Annotated in this window: 17 protein-coding genes; 10 read left to right on the top strand and 7 right to left on the bottom strand. The window is 59.2% G+C overall.

Annotated features, from left to right (window positions below; translation table 11 throughout):
• Positions 1–488: 488 nt before the first annotated feature.
• The 4 genes from L6966_RS09120 to L6966_RS09105 all read right to left on the bottom strand — a co-directional run bounded on the left by L6966_RS09120 (position 489) and on the right by L6966_RS09105 (position 5,365).
• The gene (locus L6966_RS09120; protein WP_237233260.1) at positions 489–908 is read right to left on the bottom strand and encodes a VOC family protein; all 420 of its coding nucleotides are present in this window, start codon (positions 906–908) and stop codon (positions 489–491) included.
• 126 nt (positions 909–1,034) lie between these two features.
• Positions 1,035–2,774 carry a glycoside hydrolase family 13 protein gene (locus tag L6966_RS09115; RefSeq protein WP_237233259.1) on the bottom strand — a complete coding sequence of 580 codons (1,740 nt, stop codon included), beginning with the start codon at positions 2,772–2,774 and terminating at the stop codon, positions 1,035–1,037.
• Positions 2,775–2,778: 4 nt separating this feature from the next.
• Positions 2,779–4,512: a glycoside hydrolase family 13 protein gene (locus L6966_RS09110; RefSeq protein ID WP_237233262.1), complete on the bottom strand. Its 1,734-nt coding sequence runs from the start codon at positions 4,510–4,512 to the stop codon at positions 2,779–2,781.
• Positions 4,513–4,534: 22 nt separating this feature from the next.
• Positions 4,535–5,365, bottom strand: a complete 831-nt coding sequence (locus tag L6966_RS09105; protein ID WP_237224659.1) for an endonuclease/exonuclease/phosphatase family protein — start codon at positions 5,363–5,365, stop codon at positions 4,535–4,537.
• 527 nt (positions 5,366–5,892) lie between these two features.
• Between L6966_RS09105 and L6966_RS09100 the strand changes: the two genes are divergently transcribed.
• The 5 genes from L6966_RS09100 to L6966_RS09080 all read left to right on the top strand — a co-directional run bounded on the left by L6966_RS09100 (position 5,893) and on the right by L6966_RS09080 (position 13,136).
• A complete protein-coding gene (locus tag L6966_RS09100) occupies positions 5,893–7,539 on the top strand; it encodes an alpha-glucoside-specific PTS transporter subunit IIBC (RefSeq protein WP_083090695.1) in 1,647 nt (548 codons plus the stop codon).
• A 94-nt stretch (positions 7,540–7,633) separates the two neighbouring features.
• Positions 7,634–8,428 carry a MurR/RpiR family transcriptional regulator gene (locus L6966_RS09095; protein WP_237224658.1) on the top strand — a complete coding sequence of 265 codons (795 nt, stop codon included), beginning with the start codon at positions 7,634–7,636 and terminating at the stop codon, positions 8,426–8,428.
• Positions 8,425–8,880: a hypothetical protein gene (locus L6966_RS09090; protein WP_083090693.1), complete on the top strand. Its 456-nt coding sequence runs from the start codon at positions 8,425–8,427 to the stop codon at positions 8,878–8,880. Before L6966_RS09095 ends, L6966_RS09090 begins: the two co-directional genes overlap by 4 nt.
• A gap of 79 nt (positions 8,881–8,959) precedes the next feature.
• Positions 8,960–12,913: a DEAD/DEAH box helicase gene (locus tag L6966_RS09085; RefSeq protein WP_237224657.1), complete on the top strand. Its 3,954-nt coding sequence runs from the start codon at positions 8,960–8,962 to the stop codon at positions 12,911–12,913.
• 4 nt (positions 12,914–12,917) lie between these two features.
• Complete coding sequence (locus L6966_RS09080; RefSeq protein WP_083090692.1) at positions 12,918–13,136, top strand: hypothetical protein; 219 nt, start codon at positions 12,918–12,920, stop codon at positions 13,134–13,136.
• 62 nt (positions 13,137–13,198) lie between these two features.
• Here the strand turns inward: L6966_RS09080 and L6966_RS09075 are convergent, their stop codons facing one another.
• Positions 13,199–13,381, bottom strand: a complete 183-nt coding sequence (locus tag L6966_RS09075) for an FmdB family zinc ribbon protein (RefSeq protein ID WP_083090691.1) — start codon at positions 13,379–13,381, stop codon at positions 13,199–13,201.
• Between the two features lie 62 nt (positions 13,382–13,443).
• Positions 13,444–14,082: a 5-formyltetrahydrofolate cyclo-ligase gene (locus L6966_RS09070; protein ID WP_237224656.1), complete on the bottom strand. Its 639-nt coding sequence runs from the start codon at positions 14,080–14,082 to the stop codon at positions 13,444–13,446.
• A gap of 228 nt (positions 14,083–14,310) precedes the next feature.
• Here L6966_RS09070 and galU point away from each other — a divergent pair, with 228 nt between their 5' ends.
• The 5 genes from galU to L6966_RS09045 all read left to right on the top strand — a co-directional run bounded on the left by galU (position 14,311) and on the right by L6966_RS09045 (position 19,601).
• Positions 14,311–15,216 (top strand): UTP--glucose-1-phosphate uridylyltransferase GalU, encoded by a 906-nt coding sequence (galU, locus tag L6966_RS09065; RefSeq protein WP_083090701.1) that lies wholly within the window; start codon positions 14,311–14,313, stop codon positions 15,214–15,216.
• A 230-nt stretch (positions 15,217–15,446) separates the two neighbouring features.
• On the top strand, positions 15,447–16,421 hold the full coding sequence (locus L6966_RS09060) for a hypothetical protein (RefSeq protein ID WP_237224655.1): 975 nt from the start codon (positions 15,447–15,449) through the stop codon (positions 16,419–16,421).
• A 15-nt stretch (positions 16,422–16,436) separates the two neighbouring features.
• Positions 16,437–18,113, top strand: coding sequence for a CYTH and CHAD domain-containing protein (locus L6966_RS09055; RefSeq protein WP_237224654.1), 1,677 nt, complete (start codon positions 16,437–16,439; stop codon positions 18,111–18,113).
• A gap of 81 nt (positions 18,114–18,194) precedes the next feature.
• Positions 18,195–18,695: a DedA family protein gene (locus L6966_RS09050; protein ID WP_237224653.1), complete on the top strand. Its 501-nt coding sequence runs from the start codon at positions 18,195–18,197 to the stop codon at positions 18,693–18,695.
• Between the two features lie 6 nt (positions 18,696–18,701).
• Complete coding sequence (locus tag L6966_RS09045; RefSeq protein WP_237224652.1) at positions 18,702–19,601, top strand: LysR substrate-binding domain-containing protein; 900 nt, start codon at positions 18,702–18,704, stop codon at positions 19,599–19,601.
• Between the two features lie 27 nt (positions 19,602–19,628).
• On the opposite strand, the gene L6966_RS09040 is transcribed toward L6966_RS09045, so the two are convergent.
• Complete coding sequence (locus L6966_RS09040) at positions 19,629–20,606, bottom strand: mechanosensitive ion channel family protein (protein ID WP_180377783.1); 978 nt, start codon at positions 20,604–20,606, stop codon at positions 19,629–19,631.
• Positions 20,607–20,645: the final 39 nt, after the last annotated feature.

Genomic DNA, 20,645 nt, shown 5'->3' with positions numbered 1-20,645 from the left:
TGAAAGCGGTTTTGAGGCTCTCTGCGTGGGTGAAGTTGAATTCAACATCGCTTTCAATGGCACCGAGGTTATGAGACATGGGGCAGGTCTTTCTGTGCTGGTAGGTGTTGTTGGTGTGTGAGTTTACTCTGGCTGTGGTGGGGCTTCTAGGTTTTTGGCTTAAAACGAGGTGAATTTTTTTTGCAGGTCTTAGACATAGAGGCTTATTCAAAAGTCTTTAAGACAGCTTTGGGCGCGGCAACGATGAACTGACCTTCTTGCCTGATTCGCTGACTGGCTAGCAAGCTCGCCAAATTCGCGCTGAGACTATTTTCCTTGCGCGCTCGGAAGCTCGGTGCTCATCACTAGGCGAGAGAGTCGACAGCGAGCACGAGCCTGGGTAGCCGAGGCGAAGACACTTTTGAATAAGCCTCCAAGAGTGTATCCATAAAGAAGTAAAACCCACCACATTCGGAAAGAGTGTGGTGGGTTCTGTGTAGGCCTATGTTTTACCCGCCGAAGTTGAACATCCAGGCGATGCCGTACTTGTCGGTGAGGGAGCCGAAGGTGGCGCCCCAGGGGGCAGCGGTCAGGGGCTGGACGTTGGTTGCGCCGTCAGAGAGCTTGTCGAACCAGGGGCGGGCGGTGTCGACGTCCTCGGTGGGGCCGATGAGGGAGGCCTCCATGTTGGTGGTGGCCTGGGCAGGGGCTTCGGAGAGGGCTGCACCGTCGGAGACGCGCAGGTTAAAGCCGTGCTCGGTGATGAGTTCGGCGTGCATAACCAAGTTTTCCTGCTCGGGGGCGACGGGGGCCTGGAAGTCCTTGAAAGTTGCCAGCTGAAGCTCGCCGCCGAAAACCTCAGCGTAGAATTCGATGGCTTCGCGGGCGTTACCGGCGAAGGTGAAGTAGGGGTTGAACTGGATAGCCATGAGAGGCCTTTCTCTAAAGTGATTGAGCGTTCACAGCGTATCACGCACCGGTGAATAGAAAAGACCATCTAACTCAGAAAAACCCACGAACTAGGTGGGTTTTTCCGATTTAGATGGTACCTAGGATTAGGAGGTGACGCGGTAGATCCGGGCCTCGTAGGGGCGCAGGGTCAGCTCAGAGCCAGCAGCCTGCTCGGCGGCGTCCGCGTAGTTAGCCAGCACCACCTGGGCGTCCGTGCCCTCCAGCACGGCGTAGGTGCGGGTCAGGACGCCGTCAGTAAAGTTAGCGACGACCAGTAGCTTCTCGCCCTCCCCGTGGCGCTCATAAGCGTAGACCTCAGAATCTTCGGGGTCCAGGGGCACGAAAGAAGCATAGACCAGCAGGTCTTTCAGCTCGCCGCGGCGCAGGGTTACCAGCTGGCGGTAGTAGTGCCAGAGGGAGCCCTCACGCCCCACAGCCTCGTCAGCATTAATCTCGGTGTAGTTCTCGTTCAGCCCAATCCAGGGGGTGCCGGTGGTGAAACCAGCCCCGGGTTCGGCAGACCACTGCACCGGGGTGCGGGCGTTGTCGCGGCCCTTAGCGTAGATGAGTTCCATGGCGGTCTCGGGTGACATACGGTCGTGCTCTGTGACCATGTCGGTGTAGAAGTTAATGGAGTCCAGGTCCTTGTAATCTTCAATCGAGTCGAACTTTACGTTGGTCATGCCAAACTCTTCACCCTGGTAGATGTAGGGGGTGCCCTGCATACCGTGCAGCACGGTGGCCAGCATCTTGCCTGAGAGCTCCCGGTACTCGGGCGAGTCGTTACCAAAGCGGGAGACCACGCGGGGCTGGTCGTGGTTGTTCCAGTAGAGAGAGCCCCAGGCCTTGCCGTCCAGCTCAGTCTGCCAGGTGTTCAAGATTTCCTTCATCTCCGTCAGCTGCACGGGCTTGTAAGACCACTTGCCCATACCGGATTTGAGGTCAGAATCCAGGGCCATGTGCTCAAAGTGGAAAATCATGTGCAGCTCATCGGTGGTGAAGCCTGAGAACTGCACGGCCTCCTCGGGGCCGGTGGCGCTCATTTCACCCACGGTCATGCAGTCGTACCTGTCGAAGGTTGCCATGTTGAGCTCGTGCATCCACTCGTGCACCCTGGTGCCGTTTTCAATTACGAAAGGAATCGACGAGGAGTGCTTCTCGGGGTCCACACTGGGGTCATCGGGCAGGCCCTCGGGCTTGGAAATGATGTTGATGGCATCCAGGCGGAAGCCGTCAACACCCTTATCGAGCCAGAAGGTGACCAGGTCAAAGATTTCCTGGCGGACGCGCGGGTCCTCCCAGTTGAGGTCGGGCTGCTTGCGGGAGAACATGTGCAGGTACCACTGGTCGGTGGTTTCGTCATACTCCCAGGCGGGGCCGCCGAACTCGCTACCCCAGTTGTTGGGGGGCAGAGGCTTGCCGTCCTCATCAACCCCTGAGGAATCCCGCCAGATGTAGTAGTCGCGGTAGTCGTTATCGCGGGAGGCCCGTGACTTTTCGAACCATTCGTGCTCATCCGAGGAGTGGTTGACGACCAGGTCCATCAGAATCTTAATACCTAAGGAGTGGGCGGTCTCTAGCATCTGGTCGAAGTCGTCCATGGTACCGAACTCGGGCATAATGGCCCGGTAGTCCGAGATGTCGTAGCCCATGTCGTCGTTGGGTGAGGCATAGATAGGCGAGAGCCAGATGACGTTAATCCCCAGCTCTGCCAGGTAGGGCAGGCGGGCGGTGATACCGGGGATGTCGCCGATACCGTCGCCGTTGGAGTCGTTGAAACTGCGCGGCCAAATCTGGTAGACGACCGCTTCCTTCCACCAGGTTTTTCCTGAATGATCTGCCATGGGGCTAGTCCCTTTCGTAGAGGTAAATCTTTGCTTCGTAGGGGCGCAGGGTTGCGCCTTGATCGTCGGTGTAGTTGCTACTGATTAGGGTGCGCTCACCTGCCGGTTCGGTGAAGGTGCGGGTGAGGACGCGGTCGGTAAAGTTGGCGGCAACCAGCAGGGTTTGGCCCTCGGTGGGGCCGGTGCCCTGGCGCAGGTAGGCGTAGACTTCGCCGTCCTCGGTAGCGGGCACTTCTGCTGAGTCAATGAGCTCGTAGATACCGTTGACCATGATTGGGTGGGCGTGGCGCAGACGGATGAGGTCGCGGTAGTGGTAGAAGACCGAGGACTCATCGGCTAGCGCCGCTTCAGCGTTGATCTCGGTATAGCGGGGGTTGAGCCCAATCCAGGGGGTGCCGCTGGTGAAGCCTGCGTGCGTACCGGCCGTCCACTGCATGGGGGTGCGGGCGTTGTCGCGGCCTGAGGCTGAGATGTAGCGCATCATGGTGTCGTGGTCGACCACGCCTGAGCCGACCAGCTTGGCGTAGTGGTCGTGGGTTTCTAGGTCGTTATAGTCGGCCAGGTCGGTGAAGAAGACGTTGGTCATGCCCAGTTCTTCACCCTGGTAGATGTAGGGGGTGCCTGCCATGCCGTGCAGCACGGTTCCCAGCATCTTGGCTGAGAGCACCCGGTAGTCGGCCGAATCGTTGCCGAAGCGGGAGACGGCGCGGGGCTGGTCGTGGTTGTTCCAGTAGTTGGCGTTCCAGCCCTTACCTGCCAGATCGACCTGCCACTTGGTGAGGATTCGTTTGAGGTCGCGCAAATCGAAGCGCTCATCGTTCCACTTGCCCAAAGCCGGGTTGGGGTTGGCGTCCACGCCCATGTGCTCGAACTGGAAGAGGGTTTGCAGTTCGCCGCGGTCAAAACCGGTGTAGAGCAGGCCGTCGGTGGTGGTGACTCCGGGGGCTTCACCTACGGTGATGACGGGGTAGTGGGAGAGGACCTCCCGGTTCATCTCTGCCAGGTATTCGTGGACGCGGGGGCCGTTGGCCGCCATGGTGATGGAGTCGGTGCTGCCACCGGCTGCTACCTGGGGGTCGTCGGGGTAGGCCGGGTCCTTGGAGATGAGGTTGATGACGTCCATGCGGAAGCCGTCGACTCCCTTATCTAGCCAGAAGCGCATCAGGTCATAGACTTCGCCGCGCACCACCGGGTTCTCCCAGTTGAGGTCGGGCTGCTTGGTGGAGAAGAGGTGCAGGTAGAACTGCTCGGTCACCGGCTCCCACTCCCAGACCGAAGGCGAAAAGGCGGCCACCCAGTTGTTGGGTGGAATGGGGGTACCATCTGCGGTGTAGCCTGCCGGGTCCTTCCAGATGTAGTAGTCGCGGTAGGGATTATCTCGGCTGCTCTTGGCCTGTACGAACCAGTCGTGTTCGTCAGAGGTATGGTTGACGACCAGATCCATCATAATCTTGATACCGGCCTCATGGGCGGTTGCGAGTAGCTCGTCAAAATCGGCCATGGTGCCGAACTCGGGCATAATGGCCCGGTAGTCGCTGATGTCGTAGCCGTTATCGTCGTTGGGCGAGGCATAGATAGGGGAAAGCCAGACGACGTCTACCCCCAGTTTGGTCAGGTAGGGGATCTTTTCGGTGATGCCGGGTAGGTCACCGATCCCATCGCCGTTGGAATCGTTGAATGACCGAGGGTAGATCTGGTAGACAACGGGTTCTTGCCACCACTGGGTTTCGCGTTCCATCATGTGCTCCTTTGCGGTTTGGCTAGATATCGAGGGTGAGTAGCAGGCCGGAGTGGTCTGAGATTGCGGTTTCGTCGGTATCGGGGAAAATGACGTCGTGGGTAGTGACGCGCGTGGGCCGGTCGGTGAGTACCAGGTCGATACGCAGGGCCTGGTTCAGGTTATCCCAGCCGTGAATAGACTTGTGAACGGTGAACTCACCGGTGACCTGCTCGGCGACCTGGTAGGTATCAATCCAGCCTCTATCTTGCATCAGGTCATAGCCTTCACCCGTTACCTGGGCCGCATTGTTGAAGTCTCCTGCCAAGATTACGGGGGCGCCTCCGGCTAGTTCACGGATCTGCGTCTCTAGCTGAGTGAACTCGTCGGCAAAGAGCGGGGCGGCTCCCAGCGCCCACCAGCTCATGTGGACGCTCGCTACCCAGATGCCACCGAACTCAGCGCCCAGCTGCGCGGCTATGGCCACCCGGCGGGGGACGTCCTCATAGGTGTGGCTGGGCGAAAGGTCAAGCATCTCAAGCCGCTGGAAAGGGGTGCGGGTGAGCACTGCGACGCCCTCGTCGTAGCGTCCAAAGCCGCGGTGGGCCACTGACCAACCCCAGTGGTAGGGCTGATCAAGTTTGGCTAGGAACTGGTTCAGGAGCAGGGCGTAGTTATCGGCCCGCACCGGGCGATCAGCCCCGCCGCCAAAGTGGGCGGGGGCCTCAACCACCGGTGAATGAATGAACTGGTTGACTTCTTGCAAGGCCACCACATCAATTTTTTCTTGAGCGATGAACTGAGCCAGTTCATATATTTTCGGTATCTGATGCACCTCTAGCCAACTGTGGGTGTTAAGGGTTAAAAGTTTCATGAGGCTCATTCAACAAATATTCTTCACGTGCCCCTCACCACAAGTGCCCCTAGGGTCAGCTGTCAGCCGGTCGGCTACAGGGGTGTAGCCTGGGTGCCAGCAAAGAACTAGATTCTTGTGAGTAAGCCTTCGAGTGAACCGCCACAATTGTGTGGAAGCTGAGCTCGGTGTTGAGGGGATTGATGAGGTTTATCCAAAAGTAATCAGGTGACCTAAGGCCCGTCACGAGTGCGCGCCTGGGGAGCTGGTAAAAGGACTTTGAATAAACCTCTATGCTCTATTAATCCTAGGTGTGTAGCCCCACTCTGGCTCTCCTGGGTAAGGTTCAGAAACGACGAAACTTTTACCTCCTGTCGAAAATTGTTCCGTTTCGTGGCATTAATGCCAAAGTGAGCTTAATCGCCGCTTTTTCACGTCAAAGAGTGGTTAGATAAGCCTAGTAATCACACGGGTGTCGCTCCACACACCCCAGGGCTGCAGTTAAGAGCTGGGGGAGCGGGCACCTAATCACGAAAGGTTCTTATCCGATGATGGAGAAGATTCAGCGCTTCGGCTCAGCCATGCTGGCCCCGGTGCTTCTCTTTGCTTTCGCCGGTCTTGCAGTGGGTATCGCCATTATCTGCAAGAACGAGCAGCTACTCGGTGGCATCGCTGCCGAAGGTACCGGCTGGTACAACTTCTGGTCCCTGTGGGAGTCCGGTGCATGGACTGTCTTCAACCAGATGGAACTCCTCTTTGTTCTAGGTCTTCCCATCGCTTTGGCTAAGCACGCGCAGGCTCGTGCTGTACTCGAAGCGGGCATGGTCTACCTGACCTTCAACTACTTTGTTGCCGCCATCCTCAACATCTGGGGCAGCAACTTCGGGGTTGACTACACCGTTGACCTGTCAGAAGGAGCCGCAGGCACCGGTCTGAAGATGATTGCGGGTATCAAGACCCTCGACACCGGCATCTTCGGTGCAATTATCATCTCTGCTATCGTTGTGTGGCTGCACAACCGTTACTTCAACACCAAGTTGCCCGACTTCCTCGGTATCTTCCAGGGCACCCAGTTTGTGTACATCCTGGGCTTCTTCCTGATGATGCCCATCGCCTTGGCTTTCGTTGCTGTCTGGCCCACTATCCAGCACGGCATCGGCAACATGCAGGAGTTCTTCATCTCGTCCGGCATCTTCGGCGTGTGGCTCTACACCTTCCTTGAACGCATCCTGATTCCTACTGGGTTGCACCACTTCATCTACACTCCCTTTGTCTTCGGCCCCGCAGTTGTTCCGGACGGCATTACCAAGTACTGGGCTCTGCACCTGTCAGAGTTTGCAGCCCACCAGGGCCCCCTGAAGGAAATCTTCCCCGGTGGTGGCTTTGCTCTGCACGGTAACTCCAAGGTCTTTGGTTCTGTCGGTATCGCAGCAGCCTTCTACTTCACCGCCCGCAAGGAAAAGCGCAAGGAAACCCTGGCGCTTCTGCTCCCCGTGACTCTGACCGCTATGCTGATTGGCATCACCGAGCCCCTCGAATTTACCTTCCTCTTCCTGGCACCCCCGCTGTTCGCGGTCCACGCTGTTCTAGCAGCAACCATGGCAGCTACCATGTACGCCTTCGGTGTGGTCGGTAATATGGGCGGCGGTCTGCTCGATAACTTCCTCTTCCAGAACTGGATTCCGCTCTGGCAGAACCACTCCGGCATGGTCATGACTCAGATTGCTATCGGTCTCTGCTTTACCCTGATCTACTTCGTGGTCTTCCGCTTCTTGATTCTCAAGTTCGACTTCAAGACTCCCGGTCGTGAGGCAGACGGCGCAGAAACCAAGCTCTACAGCAAGGCTGACTACAAGGAAGCCAAGAAGAACGGAACCCTGGGCGCTGATGATGCAGCTGCCGCTGGTGCAGGCGCTGCTACGGCCACCGCTGTAGCCGCTGACCCCTACACCCAGCGCGCAACCGACTTCCTGGCCCTGCTGGGCGGCGCACAGAACATCACCGATGTGAACAACTGCGCCACCCGCCTGCGCGTCTCCGTTGATGACCCCTCACTGGTCGCCACCGAGGCTGACTTCAAGTCTTCCGGTGCCCTCGGCCTGGTCAACAAGGGTAAGGCCTTGCAGGTTATCGTCGGTATGGACGTACCCCAGGTGCGTGACAAGTTTGAAGAAATGGTCAACGCCGGTAAATAAACGGGTTCTGCGCCGGAGTTGAACCGGCCGCCAACCCACCACCCCACACCTCAGGGCTCCTGAAGATTTTGCACCTATACTGTATAGAACTGCAGTGACCGCAAAACTCAGGAGCCCTTTGGTGGACTTACAGGAACTCGTCAACGCGCATCAGAGCCGTCTGAGCGATACTGAACGCGAGATTCTCGCTTTCATGCTCAACAACGAACAATTCGTTGCTGACTCCACCATTAGCGCGCTGGCTCACAAGACCTTCTCCTCGACATCCAGCATCATACGTCTGACCAAGAAGCTCGGTTTTTCGGGCTTTGCAGAACTTAAGTTTTTTGTGAAAAATTCACTCATCGAGTCGAGCGACCGGCCCACCAACTTTTTAGAAAGCGGCCGCAACGATATTCTCAAAACCTATGAGGGGCTGATGAATATTGACTTCGACCCTATTGTGCGCAAAATTGAAAACGCCCGCACTATATACTGCTACGGCACCGGCTTTGCCCAGCGTACCGCCATTCAAGAGTTCTCAAAATCAATGCTGGCCTGCGGCAAGTTTACCCACGTTATCCCCGCTTCCAGCGAATTCCGGGGGTCTATCGGGGTCATGAAGCCCGAAGACCTGGTTATTATTGCCTCCCTCTCGGGGGAGACCGCCAGTGCCCTGCCGACCGTGCGTGCCCTAGCTGCCCGTAAGGTTCCGATGATCGCCATTACAGCCTTGGGTGTCAATACCATTTCGGCTGCCGCTGAGTTTTCGTTGCACTATGAGTCGACCCCTACCGTTACTCTCAGCACCAAGGAGCCCTACCACTCCTTCGTCGCCCTGACTGTTCTGCTGGATTACACGGTGCGCCAGTACATTCAGTACATTGATAGCAAAGAAAAGAAACCATGAATTCCCTGCTCTACGCCCTACGCGACACCCACCGCCTGCGCACCTTTATGTTCTGGTACTGGCTTATCAGCCCTTTTGTATTCTTCTTCTACCAGTTTGCGGTCTCTAGCGGAGAAAACGTTGACTTCCGTCAGATGCTGAATGAGCCTGCTATCGCCCTAGCCTTTATGGTCAGCTGTATGTCGCTGATTATGGCCGGCCTGCTCCGCGCTGCAGAAAACGAAAACGAGAACACGGAACGAATCTTCGGTATGTTTGCCGTGGTGCAGCAGCTACTCACGGGTAACATCCCCGGATTCCTGCTCAGCTATTTCTACACCCGCTCTCTCTGGGGTGAACCGCGAGATCCCTTCGCCCCCCGCTTGCGCTGGGTATTGCTGGGCGGCATGGCCCTGCTGGGCCTCCTGTCTCTGGTGACCCTGCTGGCCTATTTCAACCTGGCTACCGCCTAGGCATAAGAAGCAGGCATGTAGCTGTGAGCCCGGGTGCACAGAGGGCAGTTGCTCCGGGTGCTTGGGCAGAGAAAGATCTATGATGGTAAAGAACCAAACGCGTGCAGAAAGCCAGAGTACATCAGTGAACGAGCAGGTCGCCCCCGAGTCCGAGCGCCACACCCACACCCCCGAGCCCCAGCAATCTCCGGCTTATCCAGCCGTGCCAGTTGATACAGTTGATAGCGAAGGGCTTGATGCCGAAAGCGCAGTTCAGGTGCATGCAGGCCTTGAGGCCTGGGCAGAGCAGATGGAAATCTACACCGGCCCCGATGCCATGCTTGACTTTAACCAGGTTGACTACGTTCATCTTGATTTGACGGATGCGAACGCTTCGGGCGTAGCCCAAATGTTCATGGGCCGTAAGACCCGCCTCTCTACGATCCTGCGTGATAAGGCCAAGCTAGAGGCAGGTATGGTGGCTGCCCGCACTTTGCGCACCAAGATTTTTGAGTTGGCTTCGGGCCACGGCTTAGATGCGGGTTACTTTGTAGCGGGTACTGCCTCCTGGCTATCGCGGAGCGTGCGCGAGGACGGCCTGGTGGGCGAGAAGCGTTTTATCGCTCCTATTCTGATGGCCCCCCTGGCCCTCACCCCGCACCCTAGCAGCGACGATTTTGAGGTTCAGCTGACCGGGCCCGCCCAGCTGAACCCGGCTATGGTCCGTCAGATTAAAAAAGAGTACGGCATAGACTTGGGCACCATGGACGTAGCCCAGCTGGCTAACTCCATGCGCAGGCTTGACCCCGAGCCTGTCATTGAGCGTATGCGTGCCACAACCGGCGAGGTTCCGGGCATGACCATTCACTCCACCTACCTGATTTCTACGTTTGCCGATCTGAAGGAAAGCACCGGGGAGCTGCCCGCCACCGCGCATACAGCCCTGGTGCGCGAGCTGGCCCAGCTCAAGCTGAACCCGCTAGAGCAACCCTTTGTCGCCCCCATCTACAACACCCGTGAGTCGCTCGATAGCCGGGACCCTGATACAGACATGCTGGTAGTCGATGCGGACTCCAGCGGCCAAGAAATCGTTGATCTTGCCCACCTAGGGCATTCTTTTACCGTGACGGCTGCTCCCGGAACTGATCAGCTGGGGGCAGCCACTAACCTGGCGGCAGCCCTAATCAGTCAGGGGAAGTCCGTGCTGGTGGTGGGCGAGAAACGTTCCACCCTGGCAGACTTCTCCCGCCTGCTGGAACGTACCCACCTAACCGACCTCACCTTTAACCTGCTAGCTGACAAGCACGCAGAAGAGTATCGCCGGGAGCTCATCGCGGCTATTTCTCGTAACGAGAAAGCCCCAGCACCGAACGTCACCGAGGTGCACCGGGAGCTTGTTGCCACCCGAAACCAGCTCCGTGCTCACACCGAATCCTTGCGCTTCACTGAGTCCCGCTGGGGGTGCTCGGTTTATGATGCCCTGCAGACTCTGGCCGCCCTGACGGCCCAGGACCCCGCGCCCTCTACCCACGTGCGTTTGAGCCAATCCACCATGGATGCTCTCACGCACCGTGCCGAAACTGTGGCCCGACTGCAACGCCTGGGGGAGCTGGGTGGCTACCGCCCCTCCACCCGTGCCTCAGCCTGGCACCGGGCCAAGCTCACTACCGGTGACGACACGGCAGCAGCGCACAGCCTGGTCAAGTCACTGCGGTTTGGTCTTGACAGGGTTTCAGCTCAGATGCGTTTGCTCAGCGGTACAACCGGCATGCGCCTGGCTGACACGATGGAGGAATGGGGCCAGCAGCTTGACCTGCTTACCCGTATTGCTGAAACCTTGACCCGGTTTCGCCCCGAAATCTTTGACCGCCCTGTTACCGACCTCATCGCCGCCACAGCAAGCGGTGCCTGGCGCAGGGAACACGGCATTGAAATGTCCAGCGTTCAGCGCTCCCGCCTACGCCGTGCTGCCAAAGAATACATAGTTCCTGGCGTCACCATCTCCGACCTACACGAGAGCCTTTTTATAGTTCAGGAGCAACGCGAGGAATGGGTGAGCTGGGTGACCGACGAGCGGGTACCCACCGTGCCGCACAACCTGGAACAGCTTCACACCGACCTCCTTGCCCTTCACCAGGAGTTCGCTGGCTTAGCCATTGTACTTGAAGACTCCCCAGCGGGAACCGACTTTGCCCGAACCTCCTTGGGGCAGCTCGAAAATCGCCTGGTCGCCCTCATCGATGACGACTGGCTACTTCACACCCTTCCTGAGCGCGTCAGTCTGATGGAAGAACTCACCGCCCAGGGGCTGGGCGAGTTCATTGAAGACCTGTACGAGCGCCAGCTCACCGAAGAGCACGTAGCGGCCGAGCTAGAACTGGCCTGGTGGCAGACCGCCCTTGAGATGATGCTGGCCTCACAGGAACTTGAGATTTTGGGTGGAGCCGCCCTCCGTGACCTCGAAACACGCTTCCGCCGGGCCGACTACTCTCACATCGCCTCGGCCCCGGCCCGTCTGCACGCAACTGTCGCTGATACCTGGCGGCGCCGAATCAGTGACTACGAGCAGGAGGCGGCTTTTCTTCGGAGCCAGCTACGCAGCCACGAGTTCAACCTGGCCCAGGTACTAGAGCAGGCGCCGACCGTAGCCACCACGCTCCTGCCCCTCTGGGTAGCCAGCCCCTTCTCCCTCTCTGGCAAAATCCCAACGGGAATGCGCTTTGACGCAGCCATCTTGCTGGATGCCGAATCTACCCCTCTAGCGGCGAACCTGCCGGCTCTGATTCGAGCTGAGCAGGTCATCGCCCTGGGCGATCCACACAGCGGCTTCCCGGCTCCCTTCATGGTGTCAGCCGTCGCCCACAACGCCCCTGTGCCCCGCAACCAGAAGATTGTGAGCACCTTTGAGGCGCTCTCGAAAGTACTCCCGGGCAGGTCACTGTCCACCGTCAACCGTGCCGTTGACCCCGCCCTTTTCGGCTACCTGAACGAGCACTTCTACGAGGGGGCGCTGACCCACTACCCCTGGGGGGAGGAGATAACGGACGGCGTTCCCGCCCTCACCGTTGAATACCTGGACGTGGCGGGGCGGGTTTCAGACAACGCCTCCCTCGACTCGCCTAGCCCGGAGGTGCAGCGCGTAGCCGAACTGGTCATCGAACATGCCTACCGGAGCCCCCAGCAGTCCCTCGCGGTGGTCACCACAACAGCCCGACACGCCCAGCGCATCGCTGAAGCTGTGCGCCAGCTACTTGACCGCTACCCCCAATTTGCCCCCTTTTTCGTGGCAAAAGAAGAACCCTTCCGCGTGGTTGATGTGTCGCGGGCCGTTGATATGGAACGGGACGTCATCATTTTTGCCCTGGGCGCGGGCAAGAGTGCGCAAGGTGCCGCCCACCGATTCGGCTATCTATCAGAGCGCAACGGGCGATCCAGCTTCGTTCTCGCGGTGACCCGGGCGCGCCACCTGACCCGGCTAGTCACCTGCGTTACCCCTGAAGACCTTGACCCGCAACGTCTGGAATACGGTGCCTTTGATCTTTACCGCTTGCTCCTGGCCTACCGAAAGGAGCAGGAGGCCCATGCCGACCGGAAACGTACCCAGACTATAACCGGCCAGCTTCTGGGCAACGATTTCTTGACGAACGACAACCTCGAAGCCATCGACATGGGTGACTGGCTCCTGAGCGATGTGGTGCGTCGGCTAAACGACCACGGCGTGACCCTGCACGAGAGCAACTCGCCACTGTTGTCGCTCATCGTAACCGGTGAGGCTGAATCGCTGAATGCTGGCGCAGTTGCAAGCCCCCGCACTCGCCGCACTGTGCTGCACGACGTTGACCGTACCAGCCCTGTGCGCGTCCCCCTGGCCCTCATCTCTGACGGATCAGATGCCTACGCTGCCCTCACCGTGCGTGAACGTTCCCGGCTGATCCCTGAACTTCTGGCCCGCACCGGATGGAACCACCTGAGCTGCTGGACTATCGAGGTCTTTACCGACCCCGAAGCTGTTGTAGGGCGCATCACCAGTTATCTGGGCATCGGTCAGGAGTAGCGGAGTGAGTGAGCAGAACAGGGACGAAGTTCAAGAAGCCCCCGCCTACCGGGCGGTTCCGAAGAAACGCCAGGGTAACAGGCGGGCAACCGGAGGCTCAGCCTTCAGCGGGGAAGAGCCCCAGCTTGCGGGGCTGACCCAGCCTCCAGCCACTGGGGTGCCCCCGTCATCTGAGGATGACCGGGACACCTGGCTCAAAGAACAGCGGCCGCCCCACTACTAGGGGGAAAACAGGGGGCTCCCAACGAACTGGTAGGAGCCCCTCACACCGGTAACTAGACGACCCTACTTGCCCTTGTCGTTGGCATAGAAACCGGAGCCCTTGAAAACCACGCCGACCTGCCCAAACTTCTTACGCAGGGTGCCCTGACTACACTGCGGGCAGGTGGTGAGCGCCTCCTCGCTCAGGGACTGGCGCTGTTCAAAAACATAGCCGCAATTCTTGCACTGATACACGTAAACGGGCACAGGTACTCCACTTCAATAGGGTCTTAGTGACACTGAATATAGTCTGGCTGTTATTGTACTCGCTACCGGGCAGGCGGCGTTGAGCTGGGGGTGATCCTGCGAACCCCCTCCTCAGTGACGACGGTGCTCAGCTGAGCATCCCAGGGTTCGGCAGGCAGGCCATCCAGGAGCTCGCGGTCAAAAACTACCCCCGCCGTTGAGGGACTGAGTGCCTTCTCACCCAGCATTTCAAAGAGCCGGTCGTAGTAGCCACCGCCCTGCCCCAGGCGTCGTCCTTGACGGTCAACGGCAAGCGCAGGCACCAGACGTAGGTCGGCCTCAACGAAGGCACCGGAGTCTAGACGTTCACCGGTAGGCTCTGTGATGCCGAGGGAATTGACCTGAGTAGGCTCTTGGGGGTGCCAGCGCACCCACCCTAGGTGGTGGTGGGGGAGCACGACTGGAGCCAGCACCGTGTGCCCCTGTTCTACAGCTTCCCGGAGCGCACCGGTAATAGGCGGCTCGGTAGCCAGGGGGAGAAAACCAGCGAGGGTTGACCCCGGTTCTAGCTCGGCGATGAGTTGGGATAGGTGTTGCGTGAACCTTCTCTCTATCTCTTCGGTCACAGGTGTGTGCTTGCGTCGCCGACGAATGTAAGAGCGGGCCAGGGCCTTGTGCTGGGCCACCCGGTGAGCAGGGAAAAGGCGGGAGGGCTGGGGCATGGCGGTGAACTTTCTGCCTGTGAATGTGGGGCGTCAAAGAAGCTTATTCAAAAGTGGTCAGGTGGTCCAGGCCGGCAATGAAGCCCGAGCGCAGCCCTGGTTCAATCGAGCGCGAATCTGGGGAGCCGGGGCAGTGGGAGGTTTGAATAAGCCTCAAACCATTAATTTACCGTTACACGCAACCTGACCTAGAGTAAACAAACTCTGGGATTGGGTATTCTGGTGGGTATGACTGTAAAAAAATCGCATTCCGTGACTAAGGCAGTAATCCCTGCCGCAGGTCTCGGCACTCGCTTCCTTCCTGCGACTAAGGCTACTCCTAAAGAGATGTTACCGGTCGTTGATCGCCCCGCCATTCAATATGTTGTTGAAGAGGCTATCCGAGCTGGACTGTATGACGTCCTCATGATTACCGGCCGCAACAAGCGCGCCCTCGAAGACCATTTTGACCGTGTTCCCGGCCTGGAACAGCAGCTCGCAGAGCAGGGTAAGGACGCCCTGCTGAAGAGCGTTGAGGATTCCAACGAACTGGGCGAAATCCATTACGTCCGCCAGGGTGACCCCAAGGGTTTGGGCCATGCGGTTCTGCGCGGCAAGGTTCATGTGGGTGACGAGCCCTTTGCTGTGCTCCTGGGAGATGACCTGATTGATGAGAAAGAAGACCTGCTCTCAACCATGGTTGAGGTGCAGCAGAAGACCGGTGGCTCGGTTGTCGCTCTCATGGAGGTACCCGAAGACCAGATTTCTGCCTATGGCTGTGCAGCCGTTGAGGCTGTGGCAGGTGAGAACGGCTTCGTTAAGGTCACCGACCTCGTTGAAAAGCCTGCGCGAGAAGAGGCACCCTCTAACCTGGCTGTCATTGGTCGCTACGTACTTTCACCCAGGGTCTTTGAGACCCTAGAGAACACCGCCCCCGGCCGCGGTGATGAAATCCAGCTGACAGACGCCCTTCAAACCCTTGCTCAGGGCAGTGGTGAAGGTGAAGGGGTCTACGGTGTGGTCTTCAAGGGGCGCCGTTTTGACACGGGCGATAAGCTTTCCTATCTCAAGGCCAACGTGATTCTCGCTGCCGAGCGTGAAGACATGGGCCCCGAGCTCAGGGCCTGGATTAAGGACTTTGCCGCCACAATCTAGCGAACGAATTCTGTGCTCTGAGCCGGAGCAGGTGAGGGGTCTGCTCTCTGATGCAATGGCCGAGCAGTCAGGGTGATACCTCCGGCGGGGTGGCGGGGTGACCGCTCACCCCGCCACGTATGTTTTCGGCCCTGAAACTAAGGTGTTTTTACTCCTAGCTGGCAGGCGGGCTGGGGTAGAATAAGGAGCCGTAGATTCTTTGAATGCGTGAACCGTGAACGGGGGTACCGATGGGCTGGATAGGCACCTCGGGCATCATTCTGCTGGTGTGTGTTGTGGTGGGTTTTTCCATCGTAAGCCGCCGCCGTCAGGCAGCTACCTCCACTTCTTTTGGGGCTGAACGGTTTGCCGCTGACATTCTTGAAAACCACCGAGAGACCTACGATGGGTACGGGGATGGCCCTGTGAGTGAACCCTCTGAGGGGGCAGATGGGCCGGAGCGCGATGCCACACCCCACCTGAATCGGGGTGAATCGGGCTCAGTAGACCGGGCATCAGACACCCAGGGTACCGGCTTCACCTACCGCTGGGGCAGGGTAGCCCTCTTTGGTCTTGCTGTGACCCTGTTACTTTCTGCGGCGGGCGTCGGTCTTGCCAGTATCTGGACCACCCTTTCGGGTGTAACTGCTCTTTTCCTGCTCCTGGGATCGGTGGCCTGCCTTGCTACTCTGCGTCTGTTGGCGCTTCGTGACCGGGCTCATCGCCGTGCCCGTACGGCCCCTGGCTCTGGCCACCGGCTGGGCCCCGCCAGCCACCCTGTACCCGCTGCCCGGGCAGCAGCTACTCAGGTGGTAGCGGGGGAGAGCGCGGCGGATTCCATACCGGAGGAAGCCCACACACCTGCGCCACAGCGTCCAGCGCCGGCCCGTACAACCCTGCCGGTTAGCCATGCAGCCAAGGCCCTGCGCCAGGCCCGCACCCACCACCTACCCGACCGTCTAGCTCCCAGTACTCATGCCTCCAGCCCCGAAACTGTAGCCGAAGCCGAGCAACCCGCATCCCGCCTGCGTATGGATGAGGCCCTCCCCGACACCGGCTGGCAGGTGACCGAGGTGCCCAGGCCCACCTACCTGGACGCCCCTGTGGCCCAGCGGCCTCTCCCACAGCCGGTCGAGACCGAGCAACCTCCGCTGAGCCAAACCACAACCCTGGCAGAAGCTGCAGCTCTCAACCTAGATGATGTACTGAAACGCCGTCGGGCCTAGCGGAAAGGCAGCTATATGGCCGACCACCACCTCGAAGTAGAACAGAAGTTTGAAATAACCGATGTGGGCCGCCCGGCCCCGCAGCCCGTCTGGAGCTTTGATCGCTGGCAGGCACGTGAACCAGTGCTGGAGGAGCTAGCTGCCACCTACTATGACACCGCCGCAGGAGATTTAGGGAAGAACAAGGTTGCCCTGCGCCGCAGGCTGGGCGGCTACGACGAAGGCTGGCATATCAAGTTCGATGCGGCAGATGCACGCCACGAGGTCAGCTTTACACTGCTTGCCCATCGTGCAACAATGCCAGCCGCCGTCAAAAAATTTGTGCGAGTAGCTGCCGCAGGCCAGGAGCCCCAGCCACGGGTCTCCCTGAACACCCGTCGCCTGCGAACGGTAATTACGGATGCGCAGGGTACCCCGCTTGCAGAAATTTGCGACGATACAGTGACCGCCCAAGACCTCGTAACCGGGCAAGAACGCACCTGGCACGAATGGGAGGTCGAGCTGCTTGAGGGGGTAGAACCCAGGAGCGACGAGGCCACACACCTCTTTGAAGAAATCGGTGCCGTGCTGAAGAAGGTGGGGGCCGAACCGTCGTCGTCACCCGCCAAACTTGTGCGGGCCCTGGGGCAAGATGCTGCCTACGAGGCCCGTCTGGCAATTCATCGGGAACAGCAAGAGAAGCCCGGTACCCCGCCTGCCCCCTCAAAGAAAGCGGCTAAGAAGAAAAAGAAGGCAGTTGCCTCCAGGGCCGAGGAACCTGCGGACCTGCCGAATTCGGTTCAGCTCGTGGAGCGGATTATGAGCCGCCTGGTGGGGCAACTGGTGCAGGCCGATCTTTTGATACAGGTAGGTGCCCCTGACTCAACCCACCGGGGGCGAGTTGCTGCGCGTGCACTACGGAGCGTGCTCAAATATATGGTCGCCCCCTACACCCGAACCGATGCCGTTCAGGTGCAGGTGGCCGGGCTGATGAAGGGCTTGGCGGCCTATGCCCGTCAGCTGGAGCGTCACCGTAACGGCGAGCTGGTCTACCCCATGGCCCGCCAGGGCTTCGCAGAGTACGGACTGCTGACCAAGCAGGAAAACTCAGCCTTTGAGGCATGTGCTGAGCAGGCTGACCGCAGTGCCCTCAAAGAGGCCCAGCGCTGTGTGCAGTCGGCTAGCCGCCTGGATCTTCACCTGGGGTTACTTGCCCTGATACAGGAGCTCCCTCAGGTGCTAGATCTTCCCCTGAACAGCGAAAATTATCTGAACAAGGTGGCTAAGCGCCTGCGCAAGAACCTGGTCAAACAGGCAGAGCGTACCGTGAGTACCTGGCCGCAGCGAGCCTCTGACTTCTCAGAAAGCACTACCTGGGATGAAGGCTTGCACGATATACGCAAGGCGGCCAAGGCGGCGCGCTACTGCCTCTCCGCCTGCTCTGAGGCAGGCCTGCCCTTGACCAAAGCTCAGTTCACCCTTCTCACCCGAGCTAAGGCCCTCCAGAGTGAACTGGGTGTGCTCACCGATGAGCTGACGCTGAGTCACTGGCTGGCCACTCTACGCCCACAGGCTACCGGCGCGGGTCTGGACGCCTACGCCCTAGGCTACCTGGCTGGCCGCAGCGATTTCTTGGCGGTGGGACTGCGCATGGACATATACGCGTCACTGCCCAAGGCCCTCAAAAAGATGAAGGCTCTTAAGCTCGTCTAGCGGGGTGGGCACCTGCTCACATCTCTAGAGCACCCGGTACCGTCAGCTCCGCCGGTGCGAAGTACCCGGTAGACTAAAGGGGTGAGGGAATGGTTAGAAGGTCTGCACTGGACTGCTGCCACAGGCTTTATGTGGTCGGTGGGTATTGTGCGCACCTCTCTTATCTACTGGCTGGGGCGGCTAGCGGCAACCGGCGGGGAACGATTCGCTAAGATTAGGCTTCTCATGAATCACCCCCTCTACCGGAGGGCTCAGCTCTTTGTTAACCGCTGGGGTGTTCTGGCTGTACCTGCCTGCTTTCTCACAGTGGGTTTTCAGACGGCAGTTATTCTCACCACCGGTGTTACCCGCATGCCCCTGCGCCGGTGGGTGCCGGCTATGCTGGTAGGAACCCTCATCTGGGGAGCCATCTACGCAACCGTGGGCTTGTCCGTGCTGTGGCTCTGGCTTGAAAACCCCATCGTCGCTGCCCTTGTGCTGGTCGCCCTCGTCACCGTCATCGTCATTGTCAAACGGGTTGAACGCCGCCGCTCCATGCCCAATCTACCGGCGGCTGTATCTTCTCCCTCCGACCGAAAGTAGCTACCGGTGTCTCTGCACGAAGCAATCCTGGCTCATTCCCATCTTCTGCTGGAGCAGCGCGCCGACCGCTACCCGCAGGTCGGTGAGGCTCCGGGGCTGTGCGTGGGCTTCGTACCCGGTGTGATGCCCGGCAAATGGGTGAGCCGCTGGAGGGAGCGCTACGGTGCGCTTGTTCCCCTCGTTGACGTGGCTCTAGTGGAGGGGCAGGGCCTGGCAGCCTTGGACGCCTTCGCTGACCTGGTGCTACTGCGTGGTGACCAGGAGCCCGTTGCCCGCGATACAGAGCGCTATCACGCGATCGAGCTCTACCGTGAGACCCCCGTAGTCGTCCTCCCCAAAGACCACCTACTGACCGTCCTAGAGAGCGTCCCCGTAGCTGAGCTGGCCGACGAGGTTTTGCTCCAGAACCCAGCTCACGTGCCGGGCTGGGCCGAGGGGGCAGATCCCCACCGGGTGGCACCCCTCAGCGCTCTGACCGAGATCCGGCATCAGGCTGATGCCTTTGAGCTGGTCGCTGCCGGTCTTGGGTTGCTGATCGTGCCGCTGTCTGTTGCCCGCCTCAACCATCGCAAGGACCTCACCTACCGCCCTCTTGAGGGGGGCGAGAGCTACTACCCAGTTCTGCTGGTCTGGAAGAAGGAACCCCGCGAGGATGCCCGCGAGCAGATTATTCAGGACTTTGTGGGGATTACACGTGGCCGCACGGCTGCGTCTCACCGCGGAAGCGATTCCCGCGAGGTAGCCCTTGAAAAGCGGCGCCGTGACAAGGAGGAGGCCAAGCGCAAACGCGTTGCCGCCAACAAAAAACGTGAAGCCGAAGACCGCAAACGCCGCAGGGGGCAGAAAAGCGGCAAGCCGCGCCGTCATGGGGCCCAGAAAAAGACGCCCCGCAACAAAGGCAGATAAATCAGTGAGTTGTGTACCCGGTCTTGTCTAAGACTCGGGTACCTCGTGGGAAACCACCGACTGGTTGACCGGCGGGATGCGTAGACCGCGCTCGTCCATAGCCTTCTTGAGATGTTCACGGAGTTTACGGCCCACCGCGAACTGCTCTGAGGGAGCGGTTTTAACGGTCAGTCGCAGGGTGACCTGCTCACCGGTGACCGACTGAACGCCCAGGTACTGAGGCCGCCCAGACACGTTCTCTTTAATCCCTGGTAGCTTGACAGCCTCTCGGATAGAGGTGAGAAGAAAATCTGCCATCTCGTCGATATCAGCTTCGTACGGAATAGGTAAATCAATGATGGTGCGGGCCCAGCCCTGAGAGGAATTGCCCACCCGCAGAATCTCACCGTTCCGTACATGCCAGAGGGTGCCAGCGGCGTCACGCACCTGGGTTGTGCGCAACCCTACGCCCTCAACCTCACCCTCAGCCTCGCCTAAATCAACCCAGTCGCCGATACCTAGCTGATCTTCGGCGACAATAAAGATACCGGAGAGAAAGTCTTTCACCAGTGACTGGGCGCCGAAGGAAAGGGCTACACCGACCACACCGGCTGAGGCAATCACCGGCGCGATGTTAAAGCCCAGCTCGGCAATAATCATGACAACCACAACCATCCAAATCACAATGGATGAGACCGACCGTAGAACCGAACCCACGGTCTGGGCCCGCTGGGACTGGCGGGCGCTAGAGAGGGAGGTATCTGTTTTCCAGCGGATAGCACGGCCCGGTTTCTTGCGGTCGGCGGTGACAACGCGCTGCTGGGTGCCGCGGGCTATGGAGTCTGTAACATGGCGGATGACCACTCGCACCAGCCCGTGCAGAATAAAGCCAACAATGATAATAATCAGAATACGCAGGGGAGCGCCGAGCCAAAAATCCAGGCTAGCGAGCCGGGCCATGATGGTGCCGGCGGTTTCGGCACTGGTTTCAAGGGTGCTTGTCTCTGCTGCGTACATGCCGGTCATACTCATACCTTTGAGCCTAACGGTTTTCTCTGGGTAAAG

It is taken from the genome of Rothia nasisuis (assembly GCF_928381405.1).
Classification (GTDB): Bacteria; Actinomycetota; Actinomycetes; order Actinomycetales; family Micrococcaceae; genus Rothia; species Rothia nasisuis.
This window is presented reverse-complemented; position numbering and strand designations above follow the sequence as displayed.

Excerpts from the sequence above, each read along its gene's own strand:
- L6966_RS09055 (WP_237224654.1), top strand. The coding sequence starts at position 16,437 with ATGGCCGACCACCACCTCGAAGTAGAACAGAAGTTTGAAATAACCGAT.
- L6966_RS09110 (WP_237233262.1), bottom strand. The coding sequence starts at position 4,512 with ATGGAACGCGAAACCCAGTGGTGGCAAGAACCCGTTGTCTACCAGATC.
- L6966_RS09040 (WP_180377783.1), bottom strand. The coding sequence starts at position 20,606 with ATGACCGGCATGTACGCAGCAGAGACAAGCACCCTTGAAACCAGTGCC.
- L6966_RS09105 (WP_237224659.1), bottom strand. The coding sequence starts at position 5,365 with ATGAAACTTTTAACCCTTAACACCCACAGTTGGCTAGAGGTGCATCAG.
- L6966_RS09085 (WP_237224657.1), top strand. The coding sequence starts at position 8,960 with ATGATGGTAAAGAACCAAACGCGTGCAGAAAGCCAGAGTACATCAGTG.
- L6966_RS09060 (WP_237224655.1), top strand. The coding sequence starts at position 15,447 with ATGGGCTGGATAGGCACCTCGGGCATCATTCTGCTGGTGTGTGTTGTG.
- L6966_RS09120 (WP_237233260.1), bottom strand. The coding sequence starts at position 908 with ATGGCTATCCAGTTCAACCCCTACTTCACCTTCGCCGGTAACGCCCGC.
- L6966_RS09100 (WP_083090695.1), top strand. The coding sequence starts at position 5,893 with ATGATGGAGAAGATTCAGCGCTTCGGCTCAGCCATGCTGGCCCCGGTG.
- L6966_RS09070 (WP_237224656.1), bottom strand. The coding sequence starts at position 14,082 with ATGCCCCAGCCCTCCCGCCTTTTCCCTGCTCACCGGGTGGCCCAGCAC.
- L6966_RS09090 (WP_083090693.1), top strand. The coding sequence starts at position 8,425 with ATGAATTCCCTGCTCTACGCCCTACGCGACACCCACCGCCTGCGCACC.
- L6966_RS09115 (WP_237233259.1), bottom strand. The coding sequence starts at position 2,774 with ATGGCAGATCATTCAGGAAAAACCTGGTGGAAGGAAGCGGTCGTCTAC.
- galU (WP_083090701.1), top strand. The coding sequence starts at position 14,311 with ATGACTGTAAAAAAATCGCATTCCGTGACTAAGGCAGTAATCCCTGCC.